The following is a 25,964-nucleotide window of genomic DNA, read 5'->3' as shown; positions in this document are numbered from 1 at the left end:
AAAAAAAAAAACCGACCGCACCCTGCAGGAGCTGCACGACGAGCTCGTGGCCCGCGGCCGCGCCTCGCTCACCGAAGCGCTCGCCGTCGGCGCACTGGTCGAGGAACTCGATCTCAGCGACCTGGAGCGGGCCCTGGCCGGCGACCTGGACAACGCCGACATCCGGCAGGTCTACGCCAATCTGGCCAAGGGCTCGCGCAACCATCTGCGGGCGTTCAGCACCCGCCTCGTCGCCCAGGGAGCGACCTACACGCCGCAGCATCTCGAGGCGGCCGCCTACGAGGCGATCGTGTCCAGCGACTGGGAGCGCGGTCCGGCGAACGCCGGACGGGGCAAGGGTCACGGGCGGGATGGCCGCGGGCGCGGCGGCCGCGGCCAGGGCTGCGGCAACGGCTGCGGCGCAGGCTGAGCCGTCCCGAAACCGGCACCGCACGGAACGGCGCCTCCGGAGGTCCATGAAGATCCTCTGCACCTACTGCGCCGGCCGGAAGCGGCCCGGCAGCCGACCGCTGCCGGCCATCCGCCGCTACCTCAGCCCGCGCATCGCCGAGCTGCACCGGGAGGCCCGCCGCCGCGGCTCGGCGTGGGCCTTCCGCATCGTCTCGGGGCGGTACGGGCTGCTGGCCCCCGAGACGCCGCTGCCCTGGTACGACCACCTGCTGCGCGAGGACGAGGTGCCCGCCATGGCCGCGGAGATCGCGGCCGCCCTGTCCCGCGACCGGGCCACGCACGTGGAGTACCACACCGCCGACCCGTTCCGCCTGCGGCAGGTCGCCCCCTACCACCAGGCCCTCGTCCAGGCCTGCGCCCTGTCGGGGATCCCCGTCGACGTCGTGCTGCTGCCGGGCGATCCGGACTGATCGGACGCAGCGAAAGACCCGGCCGCAGGGCCGGGTCTCGCTCGTCGCATCGCCGGGGGGCCGCCGCTCAGATGAGCCGGTCGCCGAAGCGCGACCAGCGCGGACGCCAGTGGTTCTCCAGGTCGAGGGACCAGACCAGCCCCTGCACGCGGCCCAGCACGTCCTCGCGCGCCACGAAGCCGAAGTAGCGGGAGTCGGCGCTGTGGTCGCGGTTGTCGCCCATCATGAAGTAGCGGCCGACGGGCACGGTCACCGGACCGAAGTCGCGGGCGTTGGCCCGGGCCGTGTCGTAGGCCACGACGTGGGGATGCCCGGGCAGGTGCTCGCGGAAGAAGGTCTTGCCGGCGCCCTCGGCGCCGAGGCTCGCCGGCAGGGCCGGATCATCGAGGGGTTCATAGGCCAGGGGCTCGCCGTTCACCGAGAGTCGGCCGCCCTGCATGGCGATGACGTCGCCCGGCACCCCCACCACGCGCTTGACGAGCCGCGCCCCGTCGGCCGGCGACCAGCAGGTCACGATGTCACCCCGCGCCGGCGCGCCCCAGGTGGCCACGCGCCACGAGGTGAAGGGCACCGTGAGGTCGTAGGCCACCTTGTTGACGAAGATGCGGTCGCCGATGAGGATCGTCGGCTTCATGCTGCCGGTGGGGACGTCGTTCCAGTCGGCGATGGCGGAGCGGAAGCCGAGGGCCAGGAAGACCACCACGGCCATGCCGATCAATCCCTGGCGCCGCAGCCAGGCCATCACGTTCGCGAGTTTCTGCACGGTTCACCTCCGGAGTGCGGGACGCGGACGGGCCTCCTACCCGCGCGGGCCCCCGAATGTTCCCGCCCTACTTCACGTACCCCTCGAGCATGTCCCGGTGCACGGTGTAGCTGAGCATCTTCAGGCGGATGTAGTCGCCGTCCCAGAAGTAGTAGCCCTTGTGCTCGCCGAGGCGGCTGCTGCGGTTGGAATCCTTGACCAGGAACCACTCGCGGCCGCCCACTTCGGCCGTGCCCACCAGGTGCACGCCGTGGTCGTCGGTGGTGGTGCCGTTGACGATGCGGAACTCGCGGGCGCCCTGGTCGATGGCCGCCGCGGGAATGTCCCATTCGGGCACGATGGCCTTGTCGTGCAGGCCGTCCATGCCGGGCTCGGAGTTGTCGCCGCCGATGGAGACGGAGTAGCCCTCGGCCAACGACCGCTTGATCACCGCATAGAACGTGTCCAGGGGCAGGTTCAGGTAGGTGTCGACGCGGCGCCAATTGTCCTCCACGTCCAGCAGCACCGACTCGTTGAAGGGCCGGTCCAGGCGCGAGACGACGCCGCGGTAGGCGTCCAGGTCGAGCTGCAGCACGTCGACGAGGAACTCGCGCGGGGTGTACTGGCGTCCCTCCCAGGCCACGGTGCCGGGCGGCGGGCCCATGTGCTTGTCCAGGATCGACCGCACGTAGGCCAGGTTCCGCTCCTCGTCCCAGGTGCCGCTCGCCAGGACCCAGTCCAGGTAGCCGCTCAGTTCGCGCTCGAGGTCGGTGTGGTCGTAGCGGCCGTCGGCGGTGAGCACGCCGGGATAGGCGTCGCGGGGCACGATCCCGTATTGGCGGCAGATCTCGAGGGTGCCCACGTCCTGGCCGCCCTGGGCCACCGGCGTGTGCCCGAACTCGCGCAGGAAGCTGCGCGCCTTCTCCACGTACTCCCAGTAGACGACCCACATCTCCGACAGCTTGATCTCGTTGCCCGCGATGCGCTTGCTCTCGCTCTCGAGGAAGCTGGTCGAACAGAAGGCCCAGCAGGTGCCCGTGTAGTACTGCGGCACCGGCGGCGTGTGCCACACCTGCGTGAACTCGGCCGGGCTCTCGGGCGCCTCGATGCCCGACCAGTCGACCCGCAGCGCCTGCCGGGCCTCGTCGCGGGCCTCGGCGTCCGCCCGGTAGATCGCGTCGACCTCGGCGCGCACCGAGTCCCGCGCGGCGTGGCGCGCCTCGCGGGCGGCCTTCATCTCGTCGAGGACGGGATACTTGTTCTTTTCCCGGTAGACGGGGTCGGCGGCCGGGGCGAGGGACGCGACGAGCAGGCTCGCGAGCAGGGTGAGCAGCACGATCGGGCGCATGGGAACTCTCCGGTTGGGGCCAGGACGGTTCGGGGACGGCCGCCATTCTACCCCACCGCCGCCGATCACTCCACCGGGTTGATGCGGAATCCGTTCTCGTCCACCGACGCCGAACCGAACAGCCCGATGCCGCCCGTCACGTGGAAGGTGGGCGGGTCCTGGCCCTCGCCCAGGTTGCCGCCGAAGAGGCCGCCGCCCTCGGGCGTGGTGCGCACGAGGTCGTACCAGTTGCGATCGACGGCGTACGTCTTCACCAGGTGGCGGCCGTCGTAGTAGACGGCGAACCAGGGCAGGCGCACGAAGCCCTCGGTGCCCTCGAAGATGGGCGACGAACCGGTGCGGGGCAGGTCCTCGAAGTCCTCGGGCTCGAAGAAGGGCGGATCGATGACGAAGCCCGCGTCGGGGTCGAGGCTGAAGATGCCGACCTGGAAGCCGAAGGCGCCCACGTCGGCGGCCGCGGCGGTGAAGTAGGCGTCGAGCAGGCCGTCGGCGTAGTCGAGCTGGTTGTCCGGATGGTCGTAGACGGCCTCGCCGAGGTCATCGATGTCCTGCAGCTGCCGCCGCTCGACGGTGCCCGTGGCGTCGAGCAGGACCCAGCGGTCGATGGTGAAGCGGTCGGGCGTCGTGGTGCGGGCGGTGAGGGTCTCGCCCTGCGGCGTGGTCACCGTGACGGTGTAGGTGGTGCGGGGCAGCACGAGCTCCGGGTCGCCGGTGCCGTACCAGGCCCGCTCGTTCTCGAAGAAGGCGTAGGTGAAGGTCCGGGCCACGGAGCCGTCCGCGAAGAGCCGCGCGACCTCCATGGTCGCGTCGCGCACCGCCGCCACGGCGGGGTCGTAGACCGCGTCCGGCGCCTGCGTCCGGGACAGCCGGATCACCGGCAGCCCCTCGCCCACGATGAGCGTCCCGTCGACGACGAGCACCCCCACCGACTCGGGCGCGAACAGGGTCGCCTCGTCGCGCTCGGCGTCGCAGCCGGCCAGCCCGGCGACCGCCGCGGCCAGCAGAACCACGGTGTGCAGCAGTCTAGAAATCAAGGTTCACCCCCACGCTGGGAATCAGCGGCAGCATCTTGACGACGGTGGCCTCGGTCACGTCGTTCTCGGTGTCGTACTGGACGAACCACTCGTTGCGCCGGTTGTACACGTTGAAGACCTGGGCCACGAACTCGCCGTCGAGGCCGAAGAGCCGGATGGGCCGCCGCGCGCTGAGGTCGAGCCGGTGATAGGGCAGCAGGCGACCGCTGTTGCGGGCGCCGGAGAGGATCTGGCCCGTGTCCTCCACCTCGCCGGTGGCGGGGTCCTGGATCTGGTAGCGGGCCGCGGCCGGCGTGAAGGCCTGCCCCGTGGCGTAGCGGAACGCGGCGCTGATCTTCCAGGACCCGGTCTGCCGCGTGAGCAGCAGGTTCAGGTCGTGGCGGCGGTCGTACTTGGGCACGAAGTCGGCCCCCCCGTTGATCTCGGCGAAGTTGCGTTCGGTCCAGCCCAGGGTGTAGCCCACCCAGCCGGTCCAGTTCTCGCGCGCGTGCCGCACGAAGAGCTCGACGCCCCGGGCGTAGCCCTTGCCGCCGGTGACGAAGAGGTCGTCGGCGGCGAAGCTGTTCTGGTCGACCGGCACGTTGTTGTCGAGCACCACGAGCTCGTCGAGGTCGGTGTTGTAGGCCTCGAGGCTCACGCGGGTGCGCGGGTCGGCGTCCCAGTCGGCGCCCAGCACCACCTGGAGGCTGCGGCCCGGTGCGGCCGTCTCGTCGATGGGCACGTAGAAGTCGCCCGACGAGAAGCCTTCGGTGGAGACGAGCTGCAGCTGCTGGTGGTAGAGACCGCCGCCGAGCTTCAGGCGCAGGTCGTCGCGCACCTGCCGGCTGGCCGAGAAGCGGGGCTCCCACAGCTGCCGATCGCCGTCGCTGAGGCGGCGGTAGCGCAGGCCGGTGCGGACGGTGCTGCGGTCGTCGACGAACCAGCGATCCTCGGCGAAGGCGGCCAGCTCGCCCGGGCGCGAGCGGTAGTCGATGCCCGTCTCCTCGGCGAAGACCTGCCGGTAGCGGAAGTCGTACCACGAATGGCCGAGGCCGCCGACCAGGCGGTGGGCGTCGCTGGCGCGCCAATCGAGCCTGGCGGCCAGGGTCGTGTCCTCGACGCGGTTGTCGATGCGGAAGGTCGTGGCCAGGATCTCGGCGTCGGTGTCGCTGCCGTAGCGGCTGTGCGAGAGGGTGACCCGGCCCTCGAGGTCGTCGGTCAGGAAGCGCTCGTGCCGCAGCAGGGCCACGGTGTTGCCCCAGCCCAGGTCGATGCCCGTGTCGACGTCGGCCTGCACGTCGACCTGGTCGCGGCCGTGGTAGAAGCCCAGGTGGGTGACGCCGCCGCCGCGGGTGGTCGTGTAGCCGGCGTTGGCGTCGTAGAAATACCACGAGGGGATCGGATCCTCGGGCGTGTCGATGGCCTTCAGGAGCGGCTCGAGGAAGCTGCGCCGGCCGGCCAGGTACCACTGGTCGGGCCCCGCCCGGCCCTGCAGGAAGAGGCGGCCGGAGATCAGGCTCAGCCCCACCCGGCCGGACGTTTCGGGGCTGGTGTCCTCGACCATGTCCACGTCGACGACGGCGCCGAGGCGGCCGCCGTACTCCGCCGGGTAGGCCCCCTTGTACAGGCTCACGTCCGCCACGGCGTCGTTGTTGAAGGTCGAGAAGAAGCCGAAGGCGTGGGTCGGGTTGTACACCGTGACGCCGTCCATGAGGATGAGCGTCTGGTCGGGCCCGCCGCCGCGGATGTACAGGCCGCTCGAGATGTCGGACGCGGACTGCACGCCGGGCAGGAACTGCAGGGCGCGCACCGGGTCGTCCTCGATGATGCCGGGCACCTCGGACAGGGTCTGCCGGTCGAGGTTCACGTAGCCGGTCTGCAGGTCGCCCTCGATGTCGGCGGTGCCGCCGACGACCACGAGGCCCTCGAGCTCGAAGGCCTGCAGGGGCAGGGCGATGACGAGGTCGGCCAGGCCCTCCGGCGGCAGGTCGACCGCCAGGGTCACGGTCTCGTAGCCGGGCGTGGCCGCGGCGAAGGTCCAGGCGGCCGGGGGCAGGTCCGGCCAGGCGAAGCGGCCCGCGGAGTCGGTGCGCCGCAGGTCCGGCACTCCGGCGGGCCGCGGCGTCGCGCCGGAGAGGGTCACCTCGACCCCGGCCAGGGGCAGGCCCGTCTCGGCGTCGGTCACCCGGCCGGCCAGCCCGGCGGCCATTGCCGTCCCGCCCGCCGCCAGGAGCAGTCCCAGGATGAGGCCCAGACGGGCCGCCGTGTCGCGTCGCGCTCGCATCCGCTTCCTTCGTGTTTTCAGGGGGGGTGGACCGACAATTTACGGTAGCGGAATCCGGTCGGCAACCCGACCTTATGGGGGATCCCCGCTGCTTTTCCCGGCCCGCCCGTGCGGGCCGGGGCACGAGGGTCCCACCACCCGACACCACCCCCGGAAATCGCCCGCGAGGAGCGGCCATGAGCCCGTCCGACACCCCCCGTCCGTCGTCGCCGCGCCCGGAGATCCGGGTCGGCGTGAGCGCCTGCCTGCTGGGCGACGAGGTCCGCTACGACGGCGGCCACGCCCGCGACCGCTACGTGGTCGGCACCCTCGGCGAGCACTTCGACCTGGTGCGCGTGTGCCCCGAGGCGGAGATCGGCATGGGCACGCCGCGCGAGACGGTGCGCCTGGCCGGCGATCCGGAGGCGCCGCGCATGGTCGCCCCCGGCTCGGGCGCCGACTGGACCGATCGCATGAACCGCTGGGCCGCCGGTCGCGCGCGGCAGCTCGCCGGCGACGACCTCTGCGGCTTCATCTTCAAGAAGAACTCCCCCAGCTGCGGCGCCTTCCGCGTGAAGGTGTACCGGGACCAGGGCATGCCCATCCGGCAGGGCCGCGGGCTCTTCGCCGCCGCCTTCGCCGCGCGCCACCCGCTGGTGCCCATCGAGGAGGAGGGCCGCCTGACCGACCCGGGCCTGCGCGAGAACTTCATCGAGCGCGTCTTCGCCCTGCACCGGCTGCGCACCCTCTTCGCCGGGCGCTGGACCCGTGGCCAAGTGGTCGACTTCCACGCCGCCGAGAAGTACCTGCTGATGGCCCACGATCCGGCCGCCCTGAAGCGGCTCGGCCAGCTCGTAGCCGCCGTGAAGCAGCACGACCGCGCCGAGTTCCGCGACGCCTACATGGCCGGGTTCATGGCGGCCCTGGCGCGCATGGCCACGGTCAAGCGCCACGTCAACACCCTGCAGCACATCACGGGCTACCTGCGCGAGCACGTGTCCAACGCCGAGCAGCACCGGGTGCTGGCCGTCGTCGAGGACTACCGCGCCGGACTGGTGCCGCTCATCGTGCCGATGACCCTGGTGAAGCACTACATCGAACTGCACGACGTGCCCTACGTGAACCGCCAGACCTACCTGAACCCCCACCCGCGCGAGCTGATGCTGCGCAACCACGTCTGATCATGGCGGCGCCGGTGCTCCGCTTCGACGAGGTGACGATGGCGTTCCCCGCCGGCGAGGCGGGGCCGCGCACCGTGCTGCGCGACGTCTCGTTCGACCTGCCCGCGGGCCGCTCGGTGGCGCTGGTCGGGCGCAGCGGCAGCGGCAAGTCGACGCTGCTGCACCTGGCGGCGGGGGTGTCCACGCCCACCGCCGGCCGCATCACCCTCTTCGGCACCGACCTGACCGGTTGCGGCGAGAGCGAACGCACCCGGGTGCGCGGCCGCCACGTGGGCCTCGTGTTCCAGTTCTTCCACCTGCTGCCCCACCTGTCGGTGGGCGAGAACGTGGCCCTGCCCGCCTGGGTGGGCGGCGAGGGCGGCCGCGCCGTGCAGGACCGCGCCCGCGACCTGCTCGAGCGGGTCGGGCTCGGCGCGCGCCACGACGATCCGGTCTCGCGCCTGAGCGGCGGCGAACAGCAGCGGGTGGCCCTGTGCCGCGCCCTGCTGCGTCGGCCGGGCCTGGTCCTGGCCGACGAGCCCACCGGCAGCCTCGACGAGGCGAGCGGCCGCGAGGTCATGGCCCTGCTGCACGAACTGGTGCGCGACGAGGGCGGCACCCTGCTCTACGTGACCCACAGCACCGAGCTGGCGGCCGGCGCCGACGAGGTGTGGCGCCTGCACGACGGCCGTCTGGCCCGCGCCGGGAACGCCGGGCCGTGATCCGCTTCGTCTGGCGTTCGGTGCAGCGGCAGGTGCGCGAGTCGCGCACGCTCTTCCTGCTGACGGTCTTCGGTGTGGCCCTCGGCGTGGCGTCGGTGGTCGCCATCCAGACCCTGAACCGCGGTGCGTTGCAGGCCTTCAACGGCTCGGTGCGCGCGGTCAGCGGCCAGGCCGACCTGTCGGTGGTGGGCACGGTGCCCGCCTTCGCCGAGAGCCTGCTCGCGCCGGTGCTCGCCGACCCGGACGTGCAGGCGGCGTGGCCCCTGTGCCGGGTGGACGTGGCCCTGGTCGACGACCCGGCCGTGCTGCTGGACGTGGTCGGCGCCGACATCCTGGCCCCCGTCCGCTTCCCCTTTTCCGCCGGCGCGGACGACACGACGGCCGGGCGCGATCCCCTGGCGATCCTGCGGCGGCCCGCGTGGGTCGCCGTCACGCCCGACATGGCCCGCCGGCACGGCTGGGCGGTGGGCGACACCCTGCGGGTGAGCAGCGGCAGCCGCACCGCCGGGCTGGTGGTGGGCGCCCTCGTCGATTTCCAGCGCTTCGAGCCTCTCGCCCCCCGCAGCCTCGCGGTGATGGACATCGGCGGCACGCAGGATCTGCTCGCCCGACCCGGCCTGATCCACCAGATCGACATCCAGCTGCGCGCCGGCGCCGACGCCCTCGCCGTGGCGCCGCGCCTGCAGGAACGCCTCGGCCCCGGCGTGCGCGTGCTGACACCCGAGCAGCGCGGCCAGGACGCCGCCGGCCTGCTGCGCGCCTTCCGCCTGAACCTGACGGCCCTCAGCCTGATCAGCGTCTTCGTGGGCCTCTTCCTGGTGCTGACCAGCGTCCAGGCGTCCCTCGCCCGCCGCCGCCGCGAGTACGGCCTGCTGCGCTGCCTCGGCGCCGATCCGTCGGCCACCTTCCGCCTGATCGTGCTGGAGACCGGCGCGCTGGGGCTGCTCGGGGTGCTGGGCGGCGTGCCCCTGGGTTACCTCGTGGCCCTGCGCAACCTGGACACGGTCAGCGCCACCTTGACGAGCATCTACGTGCTCGAAGGCATCGACAAGCTGGCCCTGCCTCCCGGCGTGGTCATTCTCGGCGCGGCCGTCGGTGTGCTCGGCGCCATGGCCGGCGCCGCCTATCCCGCGTGGGAGATGTCGCGCCGCGACACGCTGCGCCTGCTGGCCCCGGTCTCGCTGCACGAGGACACCGGCCGCCTCGCCGGCCGCCTCGGACTCGCCGCCGGCCTGCTCGCCGCCGCCGCCACGGCCTGGTTCCTGGGCGCCGGCGAGGCCACGCGCTGGGGCGGCTTCGTGTACGGCGCCCTGATGATGGTGGCCCTGCCCCTGCTCGTGCCCGCGGTGGTGCGCGCCGCCGGCCGCCTGGCCCGCCCCCGGGGCATGGGGCCCGTGCTCAGCCTGCGCAACCTGGTGGCCCGTCTGCAGACCACGAGCCTGGCCGTGGCCGCCCTGGCCGTCACCGTGAGCATGCTGGTGGGCATCACCCTGCTGGTGGGCAGCTTCCGCGCGACGCTGGCCACCTGGCTCGACGTGACGATCCGCGCCGACGTGTACGTGACCACCGAGTCGTGGGTGCGCGCGGGCAGCGAGGCCTTCCTGGATCGCCCTCTCATCGACGCCCTCGGCGCCCGGCCAGACGTGGCCGCCGTCGAGGAGCAGCGCCGCCTGCAGGTGGGCACCGCCGACGGCCGGCACCGCATCTGGCTCAGCGGCATCCGCACCGCGGGCCTGCCGGGCACCGAACTGGCGACGCGGCTGCCGCTGCTGTCCGGCGACGCGGACACGGTCGCCGCCCGCCTCGACGCCGGCCGCGTGCTCATCGGCGAACCCCTGGCCCGCAAGGCCGGACTCGCCACCGGCGACACCCTGCGCCTGGCCGGGCCCCGCGGCCCGGTGGCCCTCGCGGTGGCCGGCGTGGCCTACGACTACACCAGCGAGGGCGGCACGGCCTTCCTGACCATGGACGCCCTGGTCCGCCACTTCGGCGACGGCCCCACCAACAACGCCGCCCTCTTCCTGGCCCCGGGCGCGGACGTCGAGGCGGTGGTGGCCGACCTCAAGGCCGCCCACCGGGGACGCCCGCTCGTGTTCCGTTCGAACCGCGACCTGCGCACCGAGGTCATGGGCATCTTCGACCAGACCTTCGCCGTCACGCGCACCCTGCAGAGCCTGGCCCTGCTGACCGCCGTGTGCGGCGTGTCGCTCACCCTGCTCGTGCAGTCGCGCCAGCGCACGGGCGAACTGGCCCTGCTGCGCACCCTGGGCGCCACCCGCCGCCAGATCTTCGGCCTCTTCATGGGCGAAGGCGCGGCCATGGGCGCCCTCGGCCTGGTCATGGGACTCGGCGGCGGCGTCGGTCTCGCGGCGCTGCTCATCCTGGTGGTCAACCGCCAGTGGTTCGGCTGGACGATCCGGCCCGACTGGCCGGCGACCGCCCTGCTCGAGCAGGCGGCGGTGGTGATGCTGGCCACCCTGGCCGCCGCCGTGGCGCCCGCCCTGCGGGCCGGCCTGGCCGGACCATCCCAACTGACGAGGGACGACCTGTGATGAAGCGACTGTTGCTGCCCCTCCTGCTCGTGCTGGCCGTCGCCGGCGCCGCGCCTCCCGCCGCCGACCCGGCGTGGCGGGCCGCCGCACCCGGCTACGCGTGGTCGTTCCCCCGCGACCTCTTCGCCCACCCCGCCTACAAGACCGAATGGTGGTACATCACCGGCCATCTCGATCCGGCCGACGGCGGCGAGCCGCTCGGCTACCAGCTGACGTTCTTCCGCGTGGGCGTGCAGCCGGCCCGACCGGACAGCACCGGCTCGGCCTGGCGCACGGACGACCTGATCCTGGCCCACGCCGCCGTGAGCGATCCGCGGACGGGCCACCGATTCAGCGAAGTGCTGCGGCGCCCGACACCGTTCCTCGGCGGCTTCGGCGCGCCCGGCGATTCGGTGCTGGCCTGGTGCCGGGCCCCCGCAGGCACGGACGCGCGCTGGCAGCTGAGCTGGCGCGACGGCTCCTTCGGCCTGCAGGTGCGCGACGACCGCACCGGCCTGGCCTACGACCTGGTCTGCACACCGAGCCGCGGGCCGGTGTTCCACGGCGACGGCGGCTTCAGCCCCAAGAGCGGCGACGGGGGCGCCGGCAGCCTCTACTTCAGCCAGACCCGCATGGCCACGACGGGCACGGTCCGGCGCGGCAACGCCGCGGTGGCCGTGACCGGCACGAGCTGGCTCGACCGGGAGATCTTCACCTCGACCCTCGGCACCGGACAGAAGGGATGGGACTGGCTCGCCCTGCAGCTCGACGACGGCCGCGACCTGATGCTCTACCGCCTGCGGGACGCCGCGGGCGCCACCGACTACGCCCTGGGCACCCTCGTCGCCCCGGACGGCACGACCACGGTGCTCGACGCCGCCGCCTGGCGGTGGACCGGCGGCGCGACCTGGACCAGCCCCCACACCGGCGCCGAGTACCCCGTCGCCTGGCGGCTGCAGGTGCCCGGCGCGGGGCTCGACCTGCGCCTCGAGGCGGTGCTGCCGGACCAGGAGAACGTGTCGCCCCGGACGGGGATCCACTACTGGGAAGGGGCCATGCGGGTGCGCGATGCCGGCAGCGGGGAGACGCGCGGGCGCGCCTTCGTCGAGCTGACCGGCTACGGCGAAGGCAGCCGGCCGCCCGTGTGACGACGGCCTGCACAATGCGAAAGGCCGACCCGGCAGGGTCGGCCTTTCGCGTTTCTTCCCCTGGCGCGGCCGGCCGACGAGATCAGGCGCCGGCCGGCCGACCACAGGCGGTGCGGCCGGTGGCCGCGATCCGCCCCGGGGGCTCTAGTTCATCCCGTTGGGCAGCACCGAAGCGGTCACCCACGGGAAGCCGGTCGTGTCGACGAGCATGAGGCGGAACCCCTCGCCCGTTCCGGTGAGGCTGCCGGCGGCCACGGCGAAGGCCTGCTGGCCCGCCGACAGCGTCACGTCGAAGGTGGCGACGGGGTCGATCGTGCCGGTGGCGGCGACGCCCAGGGTCAAGGCGGCCGGACCGACCGAAAGCCCCGTCGCCTCGGAAGCCGCGCCGAAGGCGAGGTCCGAGAAGGGCGCCAGGGGCGTGAAGGCCTTGTCGGCCGTGACCACCCCGACATCGACGGCCGGGGCGTCCGGCGAGGCGTGGACCACGCGCACGCGGGCATCCATGTCGTCGGCGAACTGCTCGGCCAGCGGCAGGACCGTGAAGCCGGGCTGGCTGCCCCCCACGAAGCCGCTCGCCACGACCAGATAGCGCTCGCCGGCCATCAGCTCCGGCGTGGTGATCGTCGCGGCGGTGGCGCCACCGGCGGCGACCTTCACGTCGAGGGCGTAGCTGCCCGGCGCGACCTGCACCGGCGCCGAGAGCTCGCCGAACGCCAGCGCGTCGATCAGCTCGACGTCGGTGCCCGACACGAACACGTCGACCGCGGGCGCATCGGGCGACCCGTGCAGGACGAACACGCTCGGGTTCTGGCGGATCAGGCCGATGGTGCCGGCGGGACCGACGGCGAGCAGACCGAAACCGTCGGCGTCGCGGGGCCGCTCGCCGACCAGACCCGTCGCCACCAGGATGATGTTCGCCTCGGGCAGGGCGGGGGTCCGGAAGGCAGTCACGCGGGACAGCGGGCTGCCGGCCCAGATGCCCACGTCAAGGGCCGCCCCGGCGGGCAGGGGCACACCGTCGGCGCCGCTGTCGGCGAAGCGGGCGAAGCCGCTGATCTCGGGGGTGCCGTCGTTGCCCACGTCGATGGCCACGGCGGGCGCATCGGCCGAGCCGTGCACGAGGCGCACGGCCGCGTTGCCGCTGCCCGGGTCCTGCCAGTCCTCGACCAGCGGAATCACGCGGAACCTGGCGTCGGCGTCGGTGCTGCCGAGCAGGCCCACCGCCAGGGCGGTGATGGTCGCACCGGCCGGCACGGTCAGGTCGCCCGTCTCGTAGGCGGGAGCGGAAGCCGGGTCGGCGCCGGCCGCCCGCAGCTGGATGTTGTAGGTTCCGGCGGCCAGATCGAGCCAGGCGCTTGTCTCGGTGTAGGACACGTCCGTCAGCAGGGGGGCGCTCACGCCCTCGGCGTAGATGTCCACGGCCGGGGCGTCGGGCGAGGCGTGCACCACCCGCAGCATGGCGCCGCTCCCCATGTCGGGCGTCATCGGGTTCTCGTCGTCGTCGCTGCAGCCGGTCAGGGCGAAGGCGCCCAGGGCCAGCAGCAGCAGCATCGTCAGGGACTTCGTCGTGACGTTCATGTCGCGAACTCCTTCATGGAAAACCGGCGGCGGGAGCCACCCGCCGCCGCGGTGGTCCTACAGGTTCTCCGGGATCAGGACGGTGTCGATCACGTGGACGATGCCGTTGCTGGCCTCGATGTCGGTCTGGACGACCTTCGCGCCGTCGATCTTGACGCCATCCTTCGTGTCGATGGTCAGCTTCTCGCCGTTGAGGCTCTCGGCCTCGTGCAGCTTCACCACGTCGGCCGCCGCGACCTTGCCGCTGACCACGTGCAGCAGCAGCACCTTCTTCAGCTGCTCGGGGTTCGCCAGCAGATGGGCCACCGTGCCCTCGGGGAGCTTGGCGAAGGCCTCGTCCGTCGGGGCGAAAACGGTGAAGGGGCCGCCCTTGGTGAGGGTCTCGTCCAGCCCCGCGGCCTCGACCGCCGCGGTCAGGGTCTTGAAGCCGGCGCCCTTGGCCAGCGGGTAGATGGCCGGCAGTTCGGCCTGGTGGGCGTGGGCATCGGCCTTGGCGTGCTCGGCATGGGCCTCGCCGGAACCGCACGCCCCGCAGTGGGCATGGGCGCTCAGCGGGGCGACGGTCAGGGCCAGCGTGGCGACGGTCAGGGTCAGGTTCTTGAGGGTCGTCTTCATGATCTATCCTCCCGGGGCACCGGCGCGAGGGCCGGACCGTGGTCTGTTCAGGCGCCCCCACCTGGGACGCCCCCACAGGATAGACCGAGTCTAAATATTGTCAACTATTTTTTATACATTTTCTGTACAGCACTGGCACGGACCGCTCAGGATCGCCGGAGGACCTCGCCCAGGGTCGCGTCGTCGCTCACGATCCGCGCCCCGATCTCGGCCAGCACGGGCATGTACGACAGGGCCGCGCGCCCTCCCACGGCCAGGCCCACCGCGGGGCCGACGAGGCGGCGCAACTCCCGCAGCTCCATCACCAGGGCCGGATCGTCGAGGGGAAAGACCAGGCTGAGCAGCACCAGCCGGGCGCCCCGGTCGCGCACGGCGGCGGCGAGATCCTCGGCGGGCAGGTTGCGGCCGAGATAGAGCACGTCCCAACCCGCCTCCAGGGCCACCGAGGCGGCCATCAGCGCCCCGAGTTCGTGCTGCTGGCCCACCGGCGTGGCCACCGCCACGAGGGGCGCGCCGCTCGGCACGTGCTGCCGCGCGTTGAGGCTGTTGAGGAACGAGGCGACGATGGAGGTGGCCATGTGCTCGTGGGACACGCGGAGCCGCCCGTCCTCCCAGCGGCTGCCGATCTCGCCCAGCAGGGGCGCAAGCAACTGGCTGCGCAGGACGGGCTTGCTGAGATCGAGGAGGGCCCGCTCCAGCACCTTCTCCAGGGCGCGGGCGTCCAGGGCGGCGGTCGCCGCGAGGGCCTGCTCGAGCAGTTCGCCGGCCTTCTGCGGCCCCCCGCGCGGCGCGACGGTGGCCTCGACCGGCAACTCGGACGCCATCCCCCGCAGTTCCGCCACGTCCCGGGCGGCGATGTCGCCGATCCGGTGCCCGTGGGCGGTGAGGGTCTGCAGCAGCGCGAGCTTCTCCAGGTCGCGGTCGGTGTAGCGGCGGCGCCCGGTGGCCGTCCTGGCCGGCACCACCGCTTCGTACCGGCGCTCCCAGGCCCGCAGCACCAGCTGGCTGATGCCGGTGCGGCGGGACACCACGGCGATGGAGTGGCGGGCTTCCAACTGGTCGTTTCCCGAAGGGGCGGCGCTCATGTTTGCCTCTCCCGTGGCGAAAAATCCGAAGCGTGATCTTGCCCTCCCGCATAATTATTGTATAGTTTTTGTCCATCTGCAAGTGGGAATTCGTTAGCCGAATCGAGGCCGAGATGCACGAACTCGTGCGCGAACAAGTCGTTGCCGCCCCGCTGGACCGGGTCTTCGCCTACTTCGACCGCCCGGAGAACCTGGCCCGGCTGACGCCGACCTGGCTCGACTTCCGCATCCTGACGCCCTCGCCGGTGCCCATGGAGCGCGGCGCCCTGATCGACTACGAGATCAGCCTGGGCCCCCTGCCCATGCGCTGGCGCACCCTGATCACCCGCTACGAGCCGCCCCACCTCTTCGTGGACGAACAACTCGCCGGCCCCTACAGCTTCTGGCACCACACCCACACCTTCCGCGAGGTGCCGGGCGGCACGGCCATCGGCGACCACGTGCGCTACGAACTCCCTTTCGGCCCGCTCGGCCGGCTCGCCCACGCCCTTGTGGTGCGGCGACAACTCGACACGATCTTCCGCTTCCGCACCGAAGCCGTCGCCCGCGAGTTCGGCCCCTGATCCGGCACCAGGCCGGCCCTGTGTTTTGGGCCGGCCGTGTGCTACATTGGGCCGCGTTCCCCACGACCTGTCGCAGCCCAGGAGGTGCGCGTTGAGCGCCAGCAGCCCGGCCGACCTGGCCACGTTCCAGGACCAGATCCGGCAGGGGATTCCCCGCGAGATCCCCCCCATGCCCGCCGCGGATCCGGCGGTCAGCCGCGCCCCCGAGCGCCCCATGCTGCTGAGCGCCGCCGAGAAGCGCCTGGCCCTGCGCAACGCCCTGCGCTACTTCCCGCCGGCGCAGCACGCGGCCCTGGCCCCCGAGTTCGCCGACGAACTGAAGCGCTTCGGGCGCATCTACATGCTGCGCTACCGGCCGACCTACGCCATGCACGCCCGGCCCCTGGACCACTACCCCGCCCGCAGCCGGCAGGCCGCCGCGATCATGCTGATGATCCAGAACAACCTCGATCCGGCCGTGGCCCAGCACCCCTACGAGCTGGTCACCTACGGCGGCAACGGCACCGTCTTCCAGAACTGGGCCCAGTACCTGCTGACCATGAAGTACCTGAGCGAAATGACGGACGAGCAGACCCTGGCCGTCTACTCGGGTCACCCGCACGGGCTCTTCCCCAGCCACGCGGACGCGCCGCGCGTGGTGGTGACCAACGGCATGGTCGTGCCGAACCACTCCTCGGGCGACGACTACACCCGCCTGGCCGCCCTCGGCGTCACGAGCTACGGCCAGATGACCGCCGGCAGCTACATGTACATCGGGCCGCAGGGGATCGTGCACGGCACGACGATCACCATCCTCGGCGCCGGCCGGCTGTACCTGGCGGGCGATGGCGCAGCCGACGCGAACCCGCTGGCGGGCAAGCTGTACGTGTCGAGCGGGCTGGGCGGCATGAGCGGCGCCCAGGGCAAGGCGGCGGTCATCGCCGGATGCGTGGGCGTGCTGGCGGAGATCAATCCCGACGCGGCGCGCAAACGCCACGCCCAGGGCTGGGTCGACGAGATCCACACCGACCTGCCGGGGCTGCTCGACCGCATCCGCGCGGCCAAGGCGAACCGGGAAGCGGTCGCGCTGGCCTACCAGGGCAACGTGGTCGACCTGTGGGAGGCCCTCGCCGCCAGCGACATCACCGTCGAACTGGGCAGCGACCAGACGAGCCTGCACATCCCCTACACGGGCGGCTACTACCCGGTGGGCATGAGCTACGACGAGAGCAACGCCATGATGGCCCACGACCCGGCGGCCTTCAAAGCCCGGGTCCAGGCCACGCTGCTGCGCCACCTCGCCGCGGTCGAGACCTGCGTCGCGCGCGGCACGAGGTTCTGGGACTACGGCAACGCGTTCCTGCTCGAGTGCAGCCGCGCCGGGGCCGACATCGCCCTGCCCGACGGGCGGTTCAGGTACCCCAGCTACGTCGAGAACATCATGGGCCCGCTGTGCTTCGACTACGGCTTCGGGCCCTTCCGCTGGGTGTGCGCCAGCGGCCGGGCGGCCGATCTCGAGACGAGCGACCGCATCGCGGGCGACGTGATCGAGCGACTCGCGGCCGAGGCGCCCGAAGAGACGAAGCAGCAGTACCTGGACAACCTGCGCTGGATCCGGCAGGCGGGCGCGAACCGCATGGTCGTGGGCAGCCAGGCCCGCATCCTGTACAGCGACGCCGAGGGCCGGCGCGCCATCGCCGCGGCCTTCAACGCGGCCATCCGCAGCGGCGAGATCACGGCGCCCATCGTCCTGGGCCGCGACCACCACGACGTCTCGGGCACCGACAGCCCCTACCGCGAGACGAGCAACATCCGCGACGGCTCCATGTTCTGCGCCGACATGGCCGTGCAGAACATGGTGGGCGACGGCTTCCGCGGCGCCACCTGGATCTCGCTGCACAACGGCGGCGGCGTGGGCTGGGGCGAGGTGATCAACGGCGGCTTCGGCATGGTCCTGGACGGGTCCGCGGACTGCGACCGCCGCCTGACCATGATGCTGCACTGGGACGTGAACAACGGCATCGCCCGGCGCGCCTGGGCCCGCAATCCCGGGGCCGAGTTCGCCATCCGCGACGCCATGCGGCGCGAGCCGCGGCTGACGGTGACCATGCCCGCGCATGCGGACGACGGGGTCGTCGACGCCGCGATCGCCGCGCACTTCGACGACTGAGCGACCTTCCCGACCCGCACGGAGGACCGATGAGCGAGCAGACCAACCCGCAGCAGGCCGAGAAACTGGCCCGCCCCGGCGTGCCCGACCTGGACGAGATCCTGGGCGTCCCCTTCCCCGTCCTCGACGACGGTCACGTGCGCGTGATCGACTACATGGGCGACGACGCGGCCATCGTGCAGGCGGCGCGCGTGTCGTACGGCGCGGGCACGAAGGCCACCAGCGACGACCGCGGCCTGATCCGCTACCTGCTGCGCCACCGCCACACCACGCCCTTCGAGATGTGCTCGCTGAAGCTGCACGTGCGCGTGCCCATGGACGCGTGGCGGCAGTGGATCCGGCACCGGACGGCCTCGGTGAACGAAACCAGCACCCGGTATTCGATCGCCATCGAAGGCACCCAGAAGACCGCGCCGGACGAGTGGCGCCTGCAGTCCAGCGACAACAAGCAGGGCTCGAGCGGCTTCCTCGACTCCGCGCGCGGCGCCGAGCTCACCGCCGCCGAGGCCGACTTCCAGGCGACCGCGCGCCGCGTCTACGACGAGCGCCTCGAGCTCGGCATCGCCCGCGAGCAGGCCCGCAAGGACCTGCCCCTGTGCACCTACACCGAGGCCTACTGGAAGATGGACCTGCACAACCTGCTGCACTTCCTGGCCCTGCGCATGGACCCCCACGCCCAGCTCGAGATCCGCTCCTACGCCGACGTCATCGGCCGGGAGATCGTCGCGCGCTGGGTGCCGCAGACGTGGGAGGCCTTCACCGACTACCGCCTCGGCGCCCTGCACTTCTCGCGGCTGGAGACCGAGGTCATCGCGGCCCTCGGCGCCGGCGACGGCGAGAAGGCCACGGCGCTGCTGCGCGAGGCGGGCTGGCTGAAGACCGGGAAGTCCGGCCAGGTCCTGCGCCACCGCGAGCGGCAGGAGCTTGAGGGGAAGCTGGCGCGGCTGAACCTGGGCGTGCCCTGGGCGGAGTAGCGCGCCCGGGTGGCGAACCTCCCGTCCGTGCGTAGAATGGGGACGGGCCGGCACCGCGCCGGCCCGCTGCCTTCTCCCGGAGGTTCGCCCGTGTCGGTTCGCCCCGTCGCCCTCGGCGCCCTGCTCGCTCTCGCGGCGGCGCTGGCCCCACCCGCCCGGGCCGAGACCATCGTCCACGGCCCGGGCCGCTACGAGCTCACCACCGGCACGACCTTCAACGTCGACAATGACAGCTCCACCGGCTACCTCTTCGGCTGGAACGACGGCGGCTCCCTCTTCGCCGGCGTCCGGAACCCGACGCTCATCCTCCACGCCGGACGGACCTACGTCTTCCGCCGCGTGAGCGCCAAGCACCCGCTGATCATGGCCGGCGCCACCCTGCCGGTGGCCGGCGCCGGGGACGTCTGGACCCGCGCCACCGCCGACACGACCGTGATCGCCGCGGCCCGGCTGCGGCCGCTCGCCGACTTCACCGCCGACCCGGCCCCCACCACCGACGCCATCGTCTGGACCCCGCTGCCGGCCGACGCGGGCCTGTACTGGTACACCTGCGACGTGCCCGCCCACGTGACCATGACCGGTCGCCTCGAGGTGGTCGCCGACGGGGTCGCGGTCACGCACCGGAGCTGGGGCGCGGTGAAGGCCCTCTACAGGGAAGCGGCCGGACGTCGCTGACGCCCGGCCGCCCGGCCTCCGGTGCGGTGTCTCTCCCCTACTTCACCAGCACCATCGAGGCGCTCGCCTCGCCGTCGGCGGTCGTCACGCGGTACCAGTATACGCCCGACGCCACCTCGGCCCCGCCCTCGTCGCGGCCGTTCCAGGCGACGGCGTTGCGGCCCGCCTCGCCCACGCCCGTGAAGGTGCGCACGCGGCGCCCGGACACGTCGTGGATGGCGATCTCGTACCGCCCCGCCCGGGGCAGGCTGAAGCGCAGTTCGGTCAGGGCGTTGAACGGGTTGGGGGCGTTGGCCAGGAGCTGCACCCGCGACGCCGGTGCCGCCGCGCCGTCCACCGCGCTGATCACGCCGGCGTCCCAGCGGATGTCGTCGATGGCGAATTCGCACGCCGTGCCGCTCTCCTCGAGGATCGCGAACGGGTAGCTCAGCATGCGCAGGTCCATGGCCGTGCCGCGGATGTCCTGGACGGGGATGGCCGCCTCGCCCCACTGGCCGTCGCGCACGAGGCCGTAGGTCGTCTGGAAGGCGGGGAAGCTGATCCAGTTCTGGTTCCCCCAGGCGTCGATGATGCCCACCTTGAAGGTGACGTTGGCCGGGATCCGGATGCGGAACTTGAGGTGGCCGTCCGGGAAGTCGAACAGATTGAGCGGCTGGATGGACATGATGCCCGCGCCGAACCAGCCCAGGCCCGTCGTCTGCCAGGTCAGCACGTTGTCGCCCTCGTACGGCGCCAGGGTGCCGTCGGCGAGGGTGCCCTCCCACACGTAGATCTCGGCCGTCTCCTCGGGCACGAGCCGGCCGCTGGTGGGCGTCTCGTCGGTGAAGATGCCGTAGACGCCCTGCTGGAAGGTGGGCGGACCGAGGTGCACCTCGCCCTGGCCGTTCCAGGCGTAGACGCGGATGTAGTCGATGTCCAGTTCGGCCGGGAAGGGCATGCTCACGGGCGCGCCGCTGCCGGGATCGCCCAGGTTGTAGGCGTCGGTGAAGGCCCCGCCGACGGCCAGGTTGGCCACGAAGTAGAACGGCGCGTTGAACTCGTCCGACTCGGCGTCGATGGTGAAGGGCTCGGCGAAGAGGTCGTGCTCGACACCGTCGTCGACGACGGTGAAGCGCAGGCTCGTCTCATCCCAATAGAGGCGGTAGGTGATCCAGCGGCCGGCCAGTTCGGGGTCGTAGCTGAAGTAGGGCCGCGCGTAGACGTCGTCCGGATCCCACGAGAGGCTGGCCGCGCCGGAGGGGTTGCCCGGGTTCACGGCGGCGTCCGAGTAGAAGAGCGCGTTGGCCTGCACCGACTGGTTCACCGTGGCGTTGTCCAGGCCGTTGCCGCCGTTGTGGGTGTCGTGCTGGTCGCGGTAGATCTGCTTGCCGCCCATCTCCATCATGTCGATCTCGCCGCTGCGGGGCCAGGCGTAGTTGGCGGTGCCGAGCATCCACACGGCGGGCCAGCCGCCCAGGTCGAGGTCCGGCGCCCTGAGGCGCGTCTCGATCATGCCGTAGCGGACCGACACCAGCGAGCGCGACAGGACCTTGCCCGACGTGTACTGCAGCGGGTTGCCCCACTGGTCGACGATGCCCGCGCCGCTCTGCTGTCTGGCGGTCAGGCGCAGGGCCGTGTTTCCCGGCTCGCCCGCGACGTCGGCGATGGCCACGTTGTCCTCGTGGTAGTACTCGAGCTCGCCGTTGCCCCAGCCCCAGCTGCCGTTGCCGGTGATGACGATCCAGTTGGCGAGGTCGTCGAAGTCGTCTTCCCAGATCAGGGCACCGACCTGGGCGGAGGCCGTTCCGGCGACGACCAGGACGGCGAAGAGGGCAAAGACTGCGCGGAGGGATGAACGCATGGGGGTGCTCCCGAGGCGATGCCGGACGCGGCCGGCGGGACGCGATGCCCGCCCCGGACGGGAGGACATCCATTTGCAGGCCTGCTGATCCTACTACTTTGTTCGCTCGCCTGACAACCTAAATCGTTCCATATGCACACTTATGCAACAATACATTATTTCTTTGTTCGGGGGTCGTACATAGTGTAGGATAAGCGGGACAAGGCCGAACTCGCCCCGACCCGACCGCCGCTGCGGCGGTCTCGGCCTGGAGCCCGCCCGATTCCGGGTCGGCCCACTCACCTTCTCTGAGGGGATGAGCCCATGAAACTTCGCGCACGCACCTCGCCCGCCCTCGTCGTCGTCGCCCTGCTCGCCGTCGCGGGCATTGCTACCGTCGCGTCGGCCCAGAACATTCTCGTCAACGGCACCTTCGAGGGCGGCGACACCGCCGGCTGGGAAACGTTCGGCCTGAGCGCCAGCTCGACGATCACCGTGCTCGCCGGCGACAACGGTCCCTCCGAGCCCGGCACCCAGCACGCCTACCTGGACAACCAGGCCGCGGCGCTCGGGCTCGGCCTCAAGCAGGTCACGCCGGTCGGCTCGGCCACCGGCGGCGAAGTCTTCTACAGCTTCGACCTGAAGCTCGACCAGGCCGACGTCGGCGGCGTCGTCTTCGTGGAGATCTTCGCCGAGGCCGAGGGCGTCGGCATCGTCGGCGGCTCCGGCCTGATGGGCCCGCTGTGGCCGTGGAACGACTGGGTGGCCTACACCGGCTCGTTCATCGCCCCGCCGACCACCGACTTCCTGACCTTCCAGGTGACGGCCACCACCGGCGCCGCCACCGGCTCGAACTGCAAGCTCCGCGTGGACAACGTGGCGCTGTGGCAGGAGGGCACCGTGGCCGTCGAGGCGACGACCTGGGGCGGCGTGAAGGCGCTGTTCGAGTAGTTCCCGCCCGGCGGGATGCCCACGTGACGGGGCGGATCTCCCACGGGAGTCCGCCCCGTCCCCGTTTCCACGGCGGGTCCCGGCTTCCCGCCGTTGCGTCGGCACCGGGATCGGCTATGATGGCCCCTCCAACACCTCGCCGCACGCGGGCCGCCCGCGCCAACAAGGAGACGACCGACATGGCCAAACGCGCCGACTGGTACTACCACCGCAACGGGTGAACGAGCTGCACCCGATCGCAGGGGTTCCTTGCGAAAGCCGAGATCGACGTGAAGGAAGAGACGAGCGCCGCCCGCAAGCTGGGCGAGGAGAAGGCCCGCGAGCTGATCAGGGGCGCCAGCCGGGTGATCGTCATGAAGGGCCGCCAGGTCACCACCTTCGACATGAAGGACGGGCCCGACGAAGCCGAGATGCTCGCCGCCATGCTCGGCACCACCGGCAACCTGCGCGCGCCCACGGTGGTGCGCGGCAAGACGGTGCTGGTCGGCTTCAACGAGGAGATCTACGGCGAAGTCTTCGGGTAGGCCGCCGGAAGACGACCGCACCCGTCCCCCGACCTCCCGTGCGCAGAAGAGCCCCCCTGGGCCGCGACCCAGGGGGGCTCGTTCGGAGCGGCGTCGGCAAGCGGCTACTTCACCAGCGCCACCTTGTTGATCTTCACCTCGGTCCCCATGCGCGCCTCGACGAAGTACACGCCCGAGGCCACCTGGCCGCCGGCGCCGTCGGTGCCGTCCCACATGACGAAGCCGTCCTCGGCCACCTGGCGGTCGATGAGCGTTCGCACCAGCCGGCCGCGGATGTCGTAGACCTTCATCACGAGGCGGCCCGGATGGCGCACCGTGTAGCTGAGCTTCGTCGCCGGATTGAACGGGTTCGGCGACGGCGCCACGGCGAAGACCCGGCCCGCGGCATCAGGGATGTCGCCGGGCTCGAAGTAGAAGTTCAGGCGCCAGCCGATGTCCCGCATGAGCATCAGCCGGTCGGTGGCCCCGTTGGGGTTCACGGTGTTCGGGTCCGTGTACACGAAGGACAGGTCGTAGGGCAGCGAGATCGCGAAGACCTGCGAGCCGAGAATCTTCTCGCTCGCCGCCGCGAAGCCGTACGCCCCCGGCTGGCCCGCCGGATCGGTGAACTCGGCCAGCCGCGCGGCGCCGGCGTCGGCCACCACCGCGTCGAAGGTGTTGACGTTCAGGCAGCCCCCGTAGGCCACCCACCGGTCGAGCCCCTGGATCACGGGGTTGCCGATCGTCGGGACGACTTCGGGCACGACCTGGTTGTTGATGAACGGCCGCACCTCGGACGTCGCGACGCTCACGCCGAGGATGTCGGACACGAAGGCCGCCCCGTCCGGACCGCTGGCGGCGACCGAACTGGCCAGGTTGTCGCCGGCCATGAAGAGGCCCCAGGCCGGCGGCGGCAGCACCGTCTTGGTGAAGCCGTCGAGCCAGGTGCGCAGAAGCTGGATGTCGCTGCCCGGGTTGCGTTCACCCGTCTCGAGGACCTCGCCGAAGAGGTCGCCGCAGGTGTAGAGGATGACGTCGTAGCCCGCGATGGACGGCCCCGCCGTGCGGCCGCCGAGGCCGTTGCCCACGTTCGAGCTCGCCGCGTTGGTGTGGTAGAGGTCGTAGTGGACGCCGCAGTCCAGGTTCATCTGGGCGAGGGTCTCGACCCAGGCCTCCGGGCCGGTGCGCGCGCCCACGTCGTTCCAGAACAGGACGCCCGGCTGGTCCAGCGCACCGGCGCCGACGACGCGGAGCGACGGCAGGGCCCGCACCACGAAGCGCGTGTCCCAGGCCAGCGGGTCGTCGCCGAAGACGCCGAAGCCGGCCAGGTCGGCGGGCAGGGTCGCGGCCTGGACGTCGCCGCCGACGTCGTCCGCGGCCCGGAAGTAGTAGTGCATCACGTCGCCCGGGAAGAGCGTGCCGGTGTCGGGCAGGTCGAAGGCCCAGAGCTGGGCGCTCGTCGGCGGCAGGCCGTCGGCGGGGACGCCGGCCACCGCGCCGGACGTGGCGGTGGTGCGGTACGGATCGAACAGCGGATTGGCGGCGATGACGTAGTGCAGGGTCGGCGCCCCGGCCAGCACGGCGCCGCTGCGGGCCGGGGCCACCGTCACCAGCAGCGAGTCGCCCGGGTCGTTGCGCAGGTGGGCCTGCGGCGAGATGTTCCGCGCCATGTCGAAGCGGACGTGCATGCCCGCCAGGTTGCCCGCGTCGATCAGGTCGGCCTCGGGAAATCCGTCCTGGGCCAGGTCCTGTTCGCTCGCCTGCAGCACCGGACCCTGCTGGGCATAGACCCCGATGCGCACGTTGTCGAAGTAGGGCGCCGGATAGCCGTCGTCGCCGACCCAGCCGAACGCCCAGCCGTACTCGATGGCCCCGAGCTGCACCTGGACCTCGTCCCGGCCCGGCACCAGGGCGTAGGTCAGATCCCAGGTGTAGCGCTGGTAGCGGGCTCCGTCAGGCATGATCAGGAAGTTCAGGTCGACCCAGGGCTGGTCCGCGAGCACCTGCACGCCGTGGCCCGCCGACCCGTCGGTGTCCGCCGAGCGGACGCGCCAGACGTGGAAGATGCCGGGCGAATCGAAGGAGAGATCCTCGTGTTCGTAGGCGTCGTAGGCCAGGGTGAAGCCGGATTTCGCGTCGTCGGGCCAGGCCATCACCGGCGAAACCACGGCGTTGTCGAGGTGGGCCGCGGGTCCGGCCAGGCCGCCGGTGGTGTTGACGATGTAGCCCGCGGGGCCGTAGCACCAGTTGATGCAGAACGAGCCGCCCGTGCCCGGCACCACGAGGCCGTCGTCGATGAAGGCCACCTGGACCGAGTAGTTGGAGCGGCAGTAGTCCAGGTCTTCCAGGAAGAACCACCGCTTGGCGAAGTCGCCGACGCCGACCGGAAACTCCGGTGCCCAGTCGCCGAAGGTGCCGTCCTGGAAGTCGGTGAAGCTGTTCAGGTCGGGCTGGCCGGCCTGCTCGACGACCACCGAGAGATCATCGAGGCGGCACGCCGCCGCCGAGTTCCACTGGCAGTCCTCGTCGGACCAGCCCCCGTCGGAGGTCATGGTGAAGGCGATGGCGACGTCGGTGCCGCCCGCGAACTCGCCCGGCAGGTAGGTCAACGTGTCCGAGACCACGACCTTCGCCGTGCCGGTCCACTGCCGCACGGTGGTGTAGACGGCGTCGTTCCCGCCCAGCATCTGCAGCTTGATCAGGTCGTATCCCGGCTCGACGTCGTGGTCGAGGTAGCCCTCCAGCCGCACGGTCGCCGCCACGGCCGGATTGGCCACGCTCACCCGGTAGGCCAGGATCTGGTGCCAGTTGTTGCCGTAGCCGCCGACAGGATCGAGGCCGGTGCACGACGCGAACGACAACTCGCCGCACCAGGCCCCCAGTTCGCCGGGCACGGCCTGGCCGTGGTCGCTCACGTACCAGTGGTTCTCCGTCGGGGCGGTGTTGTCGACGGAGGTCCAGCCGTTCCAGCCGGACTCGAAATCTCCGAGGTACGGCGCGCCGGACCCGGTGGGCCCCATGACCAGCACCGTGTCGCCGGCGGCTTTCTCCGGCGTGACCGGACCGCCGACGACGATCTCGGCGCCGCCGAGGAAGCGGGGCGTGACGGGCGCCGCCAGGGCGCCGGCGGCAACCAGAAGACAGGACAGCGACAGGAATGCGATGGAATGGCGGCCGGACATGGCATCTCCCCCCTGCGGTCCGCCCGCACCGACGGGACGACGGGCGCTGCCGTTCCGCGGCCGGACAGGTGAGGTCCGCCACC

Annotated in this window: 21 protein-coding genes; 12 read left to right on the top strand and 9 right to left on the bottom strand. The window is 71.8% G+C overall.

All coding sequences use genetic code 11. The features are described 5' to 3' along the window. Window positions 1-409: DUF2202 domain-containing protein (locus tag KDM41_02460; protein MCB1182266.1), on the top strand; the 409-nt coding region annotated here is incomplete at its 5' end. Window positions 410-455: 46 nt separating this feature from the next. Continuing rightward, on the top strand, window positions 456-860 hold the full coding sequence (locus tag KDM41_02455) for a hypothetical protein (GenBank protein ID MCB1182265.1): 405 nt from the start codon (window positions 456-458) through the stop codon (window positions 858-860). A gap of 67 nt (window positions 861-927) precedes the next feature. On the opposite strand, the gene lepB is transcribed toward KDM41_02455, so the two are convergent. The 4 genes from lepB to KDM41_02435 form a co-directional block, all read right to left on the bottom strand. Beyond that, the gene (gene lepB / locus KDM41_02450) at window positions 928-1,602 is read right to left on the bottom strand and encodes a signal peptidase I (protein ID MCB1182264.1); all 675 of its coding nucleotides are present in this window, start codon (window positions 1,600-1,602) and stop codon (window positions 928-930) included. An 88-nt stretch (window positions 1,603-1,690) separates the two neighbouring features. Beyond that, entirely contained in the window at window positions 1,691-2,950 is a 1,260-nt protein-coding gene (locus KDM41_02445) for a peptidase C1 (protein MCB1182263.1), read from the bottom strand. A 65-nt stretch (window positions 2,951-3,015) separates the two neighbouring features. Further along, window positions 3,016-3,984, bottom strand: coding sequence for a DUF4249 family protein (locus tag KDM41_02440; GenBank protein MCB1182262.1), 969 nt, complete (start codon window positions 3,982-3,984; stop codon window positions 3,016-3,018). After that, a complete protein-coding gene (locus tag KDM41_02435; protein MCB1182261.1) occupies window positions 3,974-6,247 on the bottom strand; it encodes a TonB-dependent receptor plug domain-containing protein in 2,274 nt (757 codons plus the stop codon). Before KDM41_02435 ends, KDM41_02440 begins: the two co-directional genes overlap by 11 nt. A 176-nt stretch (window positions 6,248-6,423) precedes the next feature. On the opposite strand from KDM41_02435, the gene KDM41_02430 reads away from it, so the two are divergent. Genes KDM41_02430 through KDM41_02415 form a run of 4 tightly spaced genes read left to right on the top strand, consistent with a single transcriptional unit; the run spans window position 6,424 to window position 11,787 of the window. Then, window positions 6,424-7,407 (top strand): DUF1722 domain-containing protein, encoded by a 984-nt coding sequence (locus tag KDM41_02430; protein MCB1182260.1) that lies wholly within the window; start codon window positions 6,424-6,426, stop codon window positions 7,405-7,407. Between the two features lie 2 nt (window positions 7,408-7,409). Further along, entirely contained in the window at window positions 7,410-8,108 is a 699-nt protein-coding gene (locus KDM41_02425) for an ABC transporter ATP-binding protein (protein MCB1182259.1), read from the top strand. Beyond that, window positions 8,105-10,660 carry an ABC transporter permease gene (locus KDM41_02420; GenBank protein ID MCB1182258.1) on the top strand — a complete coding sequence of 852 codons (2,556 nt, stop codon included), beginning with the start codon at window positions 8,105-8,107 and terminating at the stop codon, window positions 10,658-10,660. The genes KDM41_02425 and KDM41_02420 overlap by 4 nt, the downstream gene beginning before the upstream one ends. Further along, window positions 10,660-11,787, top strand: a complete 1,128-nt coding sequence (locus KDM41_02415) for a carotenoid 1,2-hydratase (GenBank protein ID MCB1182257.1) — start codon at window positions 10,660-10,662, stop codon at window positions 11,785-11,787. The genes KDM41_02420 and KDM41_02415 overlap by 1 nt, the downstream gene beginning before the upstream one ends. 144 nt (window positions 11,788-11,931) lie before the next feature. Here KDM41_02415 and KDM41_02410 read toward each other — a convergent pair whose 3' ends face one another. From KDM41_02410 to KDM41_02400, 3 genes are all read right to left on the bottom strand, one after another. After that, the gene (locus KDM41_02410) at window positions 11,932-13,365 is read right to left on the bottom strand and encodes a DUF4397 domain-containing protein (protein ID MCB1182256.1); all 1,434 of its coding nucleotides are present in this window, start codon (window positions 13,363-13,365) and stop codon (window positions 11,932-11,934) included. 57 nt (window positions 13,366-13,422) lie between these two features. After that, window positions 13,423-13,980: a fasciclin domain-containing protein gene (locus tag KDM41_02405; protein ID MCB1182255.1), complete on the bottom strand. Its 558-nt coding sequence runs from the start codon at window positions 13,978-13,980 to the stop codon at window positions 13,423-13,425. A 146-nt stretch (window positions 13,981-14,126) separates the two neighbouring features. Then, the gene (locus KDM41_02400; protein MCB1182254.1) at window positions 14,127-15,065 is read right to left on the bottom strand and encodes a MerR family transcriptional regulator; all 939 of its coding nucleotides are present in this window, start codon (window positions 15,063-15,065) and stop codon (window positions 14,127-14,129) included. 113 nt (window positions 15,066-15,178) lie between these two features. Here KDM41_02400 and KDM41_02395 point away from each other — a divergent pair, with 113 nt between their 5' ends. The 4 genes from KDM41_02395 (at window position 15,179) to KDM41_02380 (ending at window position 19,426) form a co-directional block, all read left to right on the top strand. Then, window positions 15,179-15,628, top strand: a complete 450-nt coding sequence (locus tag KDM41_02395) for an SRPBCC family protein (protein MCB1182253.1) — start codon at window positions 15,179-15,181, stop codon at window positions 15,626-15,628. Window positions 15,629-15,797: 169 nt separating this feature from the next. After that, window positions 15,798-17,777 carry a urocanate hydratase gene (locus tag KDM41_02390; GenBank protein MCB1182252.1) on the top strand — a complete coding sequence of 660 codons (1,980 nt, stop codon included), beginning with the start codon at window positions 15,798-15,800 and terminating at the stop codon, window positions 17,775-17,777. Between the two features lie 29 nt (window positions 17,778-17,806). Further along, window positions 17,807-18,751 carry an FAD-dependent thymidylate synthase gene (locus tag KDM41_02385; GenBank protein MCB1182251.1) on the top strand — a complete coding sequence of 315 codons (945 nt, stop codon included), beginning with the start codon at window positions 17,807-17,809 and terminating at the stop codon, window positions 18,749-18,751. Window positions 18,752-18,841: 90 nt separating this feature from the next. After that, window positions 18,842-19,426, top strand: a complete 585-nt coding sequence (locus tag KDM41_02380; GenBank protein ID MCB1182250.1) for a hypothetical protein — start codon at window positions 18,842-18,844, stop codon at window positions 19,424-19,426. A 37-nt stretch (window positions 19,427-19,463) separates the two neighbouring features. Here the strand turns inward: KDM41_02380 and KDM41_02375 are convergent, their stop codons facing one another. Continuing rightward, window positions 19,464-21,266, bottom strand: a complete 1,803-nt coding sequence (locus tag KDM41_02375) for a family 16 glycosylhydrolase (protein MCB1182249.1) — start codon at window positions 21,264-21,266, stop codon at window positions 19,464-19,466. Between the two features lie 303 nt (window positions 21,267-21,569). Here KDM41_02375 and KDM41_02370 point away from each other — a divergent pair, with 303 nt between their 5' ends. Continuing rightward, on the top strand, window positions 21,570-22,196 hold the full coding sequence (locus KDM41_02370; GenBank protein ID MCB1182248.1) for a hypothetical protein: 627 nt from the start codon (window positions 21,570-21,572) through the stop codon (window positions 22,194-22,196). Between the two features lie 269 nt (window positions 22,197-22,465). After that, the gene (locus KDM41_02365) at window positions 22,466-22,720 is read left to right on the top strand and encodes a hypothetical protein (protein ID MCB1182247.1); all 255 of its coding nucleotides are present in this window, start codon (window positions 22,466-22,468) and stop codon (window positions 22,718-22,720) included. Between the two features lie 104 nt (window positions 22,721-22,824). Here KDM41_02365 and KDM41_02360 read toward each other — a convergent pair whose 3' ends face one another. After that, window positions 22,825-25,881: a hypothetical protein gene (locus KDM41_02360; protein MCB1182246.1), complete on the bottom strand. Its 3,057-nt coding sequence runs from the start codon at window positions 25,879-25,881 to the stop codon at window positions 22,825-22,827. Window positions 25,882-25,964: the final 83 nt, after the last annotated feature.

It is taken from the genome of bacterium (assembly GCA_020440705.1).
In the GTDB taxonomy this organism is placed as follows: domain Bacteria; phylum Krumholzibacteriota; class Krumholzibacteriia; order LZORAL124-64-63; family LZORAL124-64-63; genus JAGRNP01.
This window is presented reverse-complemented; position numbering and strand designations above follow the sequence as displayed.

What these genes read in the sequence shown, in the direction of transcription:
- KDM41_02455 (MCB1182265.1), top strand. Translation starts at nt 456, where the DNA reads ATGAAGATCCTCTGCACCTACTGCGCCGGCCGGAAGCGGCCCGGCAGC.
- lepB (MCB1182264.1), bottom strand. Translation starts at nt 1,602, where the DNA reads ATGGCCTGGCTGCGGCGCCAGGGATTGATCGGCATGGCCGTGGTGGTC.
- KDM41_02445 (MCB1182263.1), bottom strand. Translation starts at nt 2,950, where the DNA reads ATGCGCCCGATCGTGCTGCTCACCCTGCTCGCGAGCCTGCTCGTCGCG.
- KDM41_02435 (MCB1182261.1), bottom strand. Translation starts at nt 6,247, where the DNA reads ATGCGAGCGCGACGCGACACGGCGGCCCGTCTGGGCCTCATCCTGGGA.
- KDM41_02430 (MCB1182260.1), top strand. Translation starts at nt 6,424, where the DNA reads ATGAGCCCGTCCGACACCCCCCGTCCGTCGTCGCCGCGCCCGGAGATC.
- KDM41_02425 (MCB1182259.1), top strand. Translation starts at nt 7,410, where the DNA reads ATGGCGGCGCCGGTGCTCCGCTTCGACGAGGTGACGATGGCGTTCCCC.
- KDM41_02415 (MCB1182257.1), top strand. Translation starts at nt 10,660, where the DNA reads ATGAAGCGACTGTTGCTGCCCCTCCTGCTCGTGCTGGCCGTCGCCGGC.
- KDM41_02410 (MCB1182256.1), bottom strand. Translation starts at nt 13,365, where the DNA reads ATGAACGTCACGACGAAGTCCCTGACGATGCTGCTGCTGCTGGCCCTG.
- KDM41_02405 (MCB1182255.1), bottom strand. Translation starts at nt 13,980, where the DNA reads ATGAAGACGACCCTCAAGAACCTGACCCTGACCGTCGCCACGCTGGCC.
- KDM41_02400 (MCB1182254.1), bottom strand. Translation starts at nt 15,065, where the DNA reads ATGAGCGCCGCCCCTTCGGGAAACGACCAGTTGGAAGCCCGCCACTCC.
- KDM41_02395 (MCB1182253.1), top strand. Translation starts at nt 15,179, where the DNA reads ATGCACGAACTCGTGCGCGAACAAGTCGTTGCCGCCCCGCTGGACCGG.
- KDM41_02390 (MCB1182252.1), top strand. Translation starts at nt 15,798, where the DNA reads ATGCCCGCCGCGGATCCGGCGGTCAGCCGCGCCCCCGAGCGCCCCATG.
- KDM41_02385 (MCB1182251.1), top strand. Translation starts at nt 17,807, where the DNA reads ATGAGCGAGCAGACCAACCCGCAGCAGGCCGAGAAACTGGCCCGCCCC.
- KDM41_02375 (MCB1182249.1), bottom strand. Translation starts at nt 21,266, where the DNA reads ATGCGTTCATCCCTCCGCGCAGTCTTTGCCCTCTTCGCCGTCCTGGTC.
- KDM41_02370 (MCB1182248.1), top strand. Translation starts at nt 21,570, where the DNA reads ATGAAACTTCGCGCACGCACCTCGCCCGCCCTCGTCGTCGTCGCCCTG.
- KDM41_02360 (MCB1182246.1), bottom strand. Translation starts at nt 25,881, where the DNA reads ATGTCCGGCCGCCATTCCATCGCATTCCTGTCGCTGTCCTGTCTTCTG.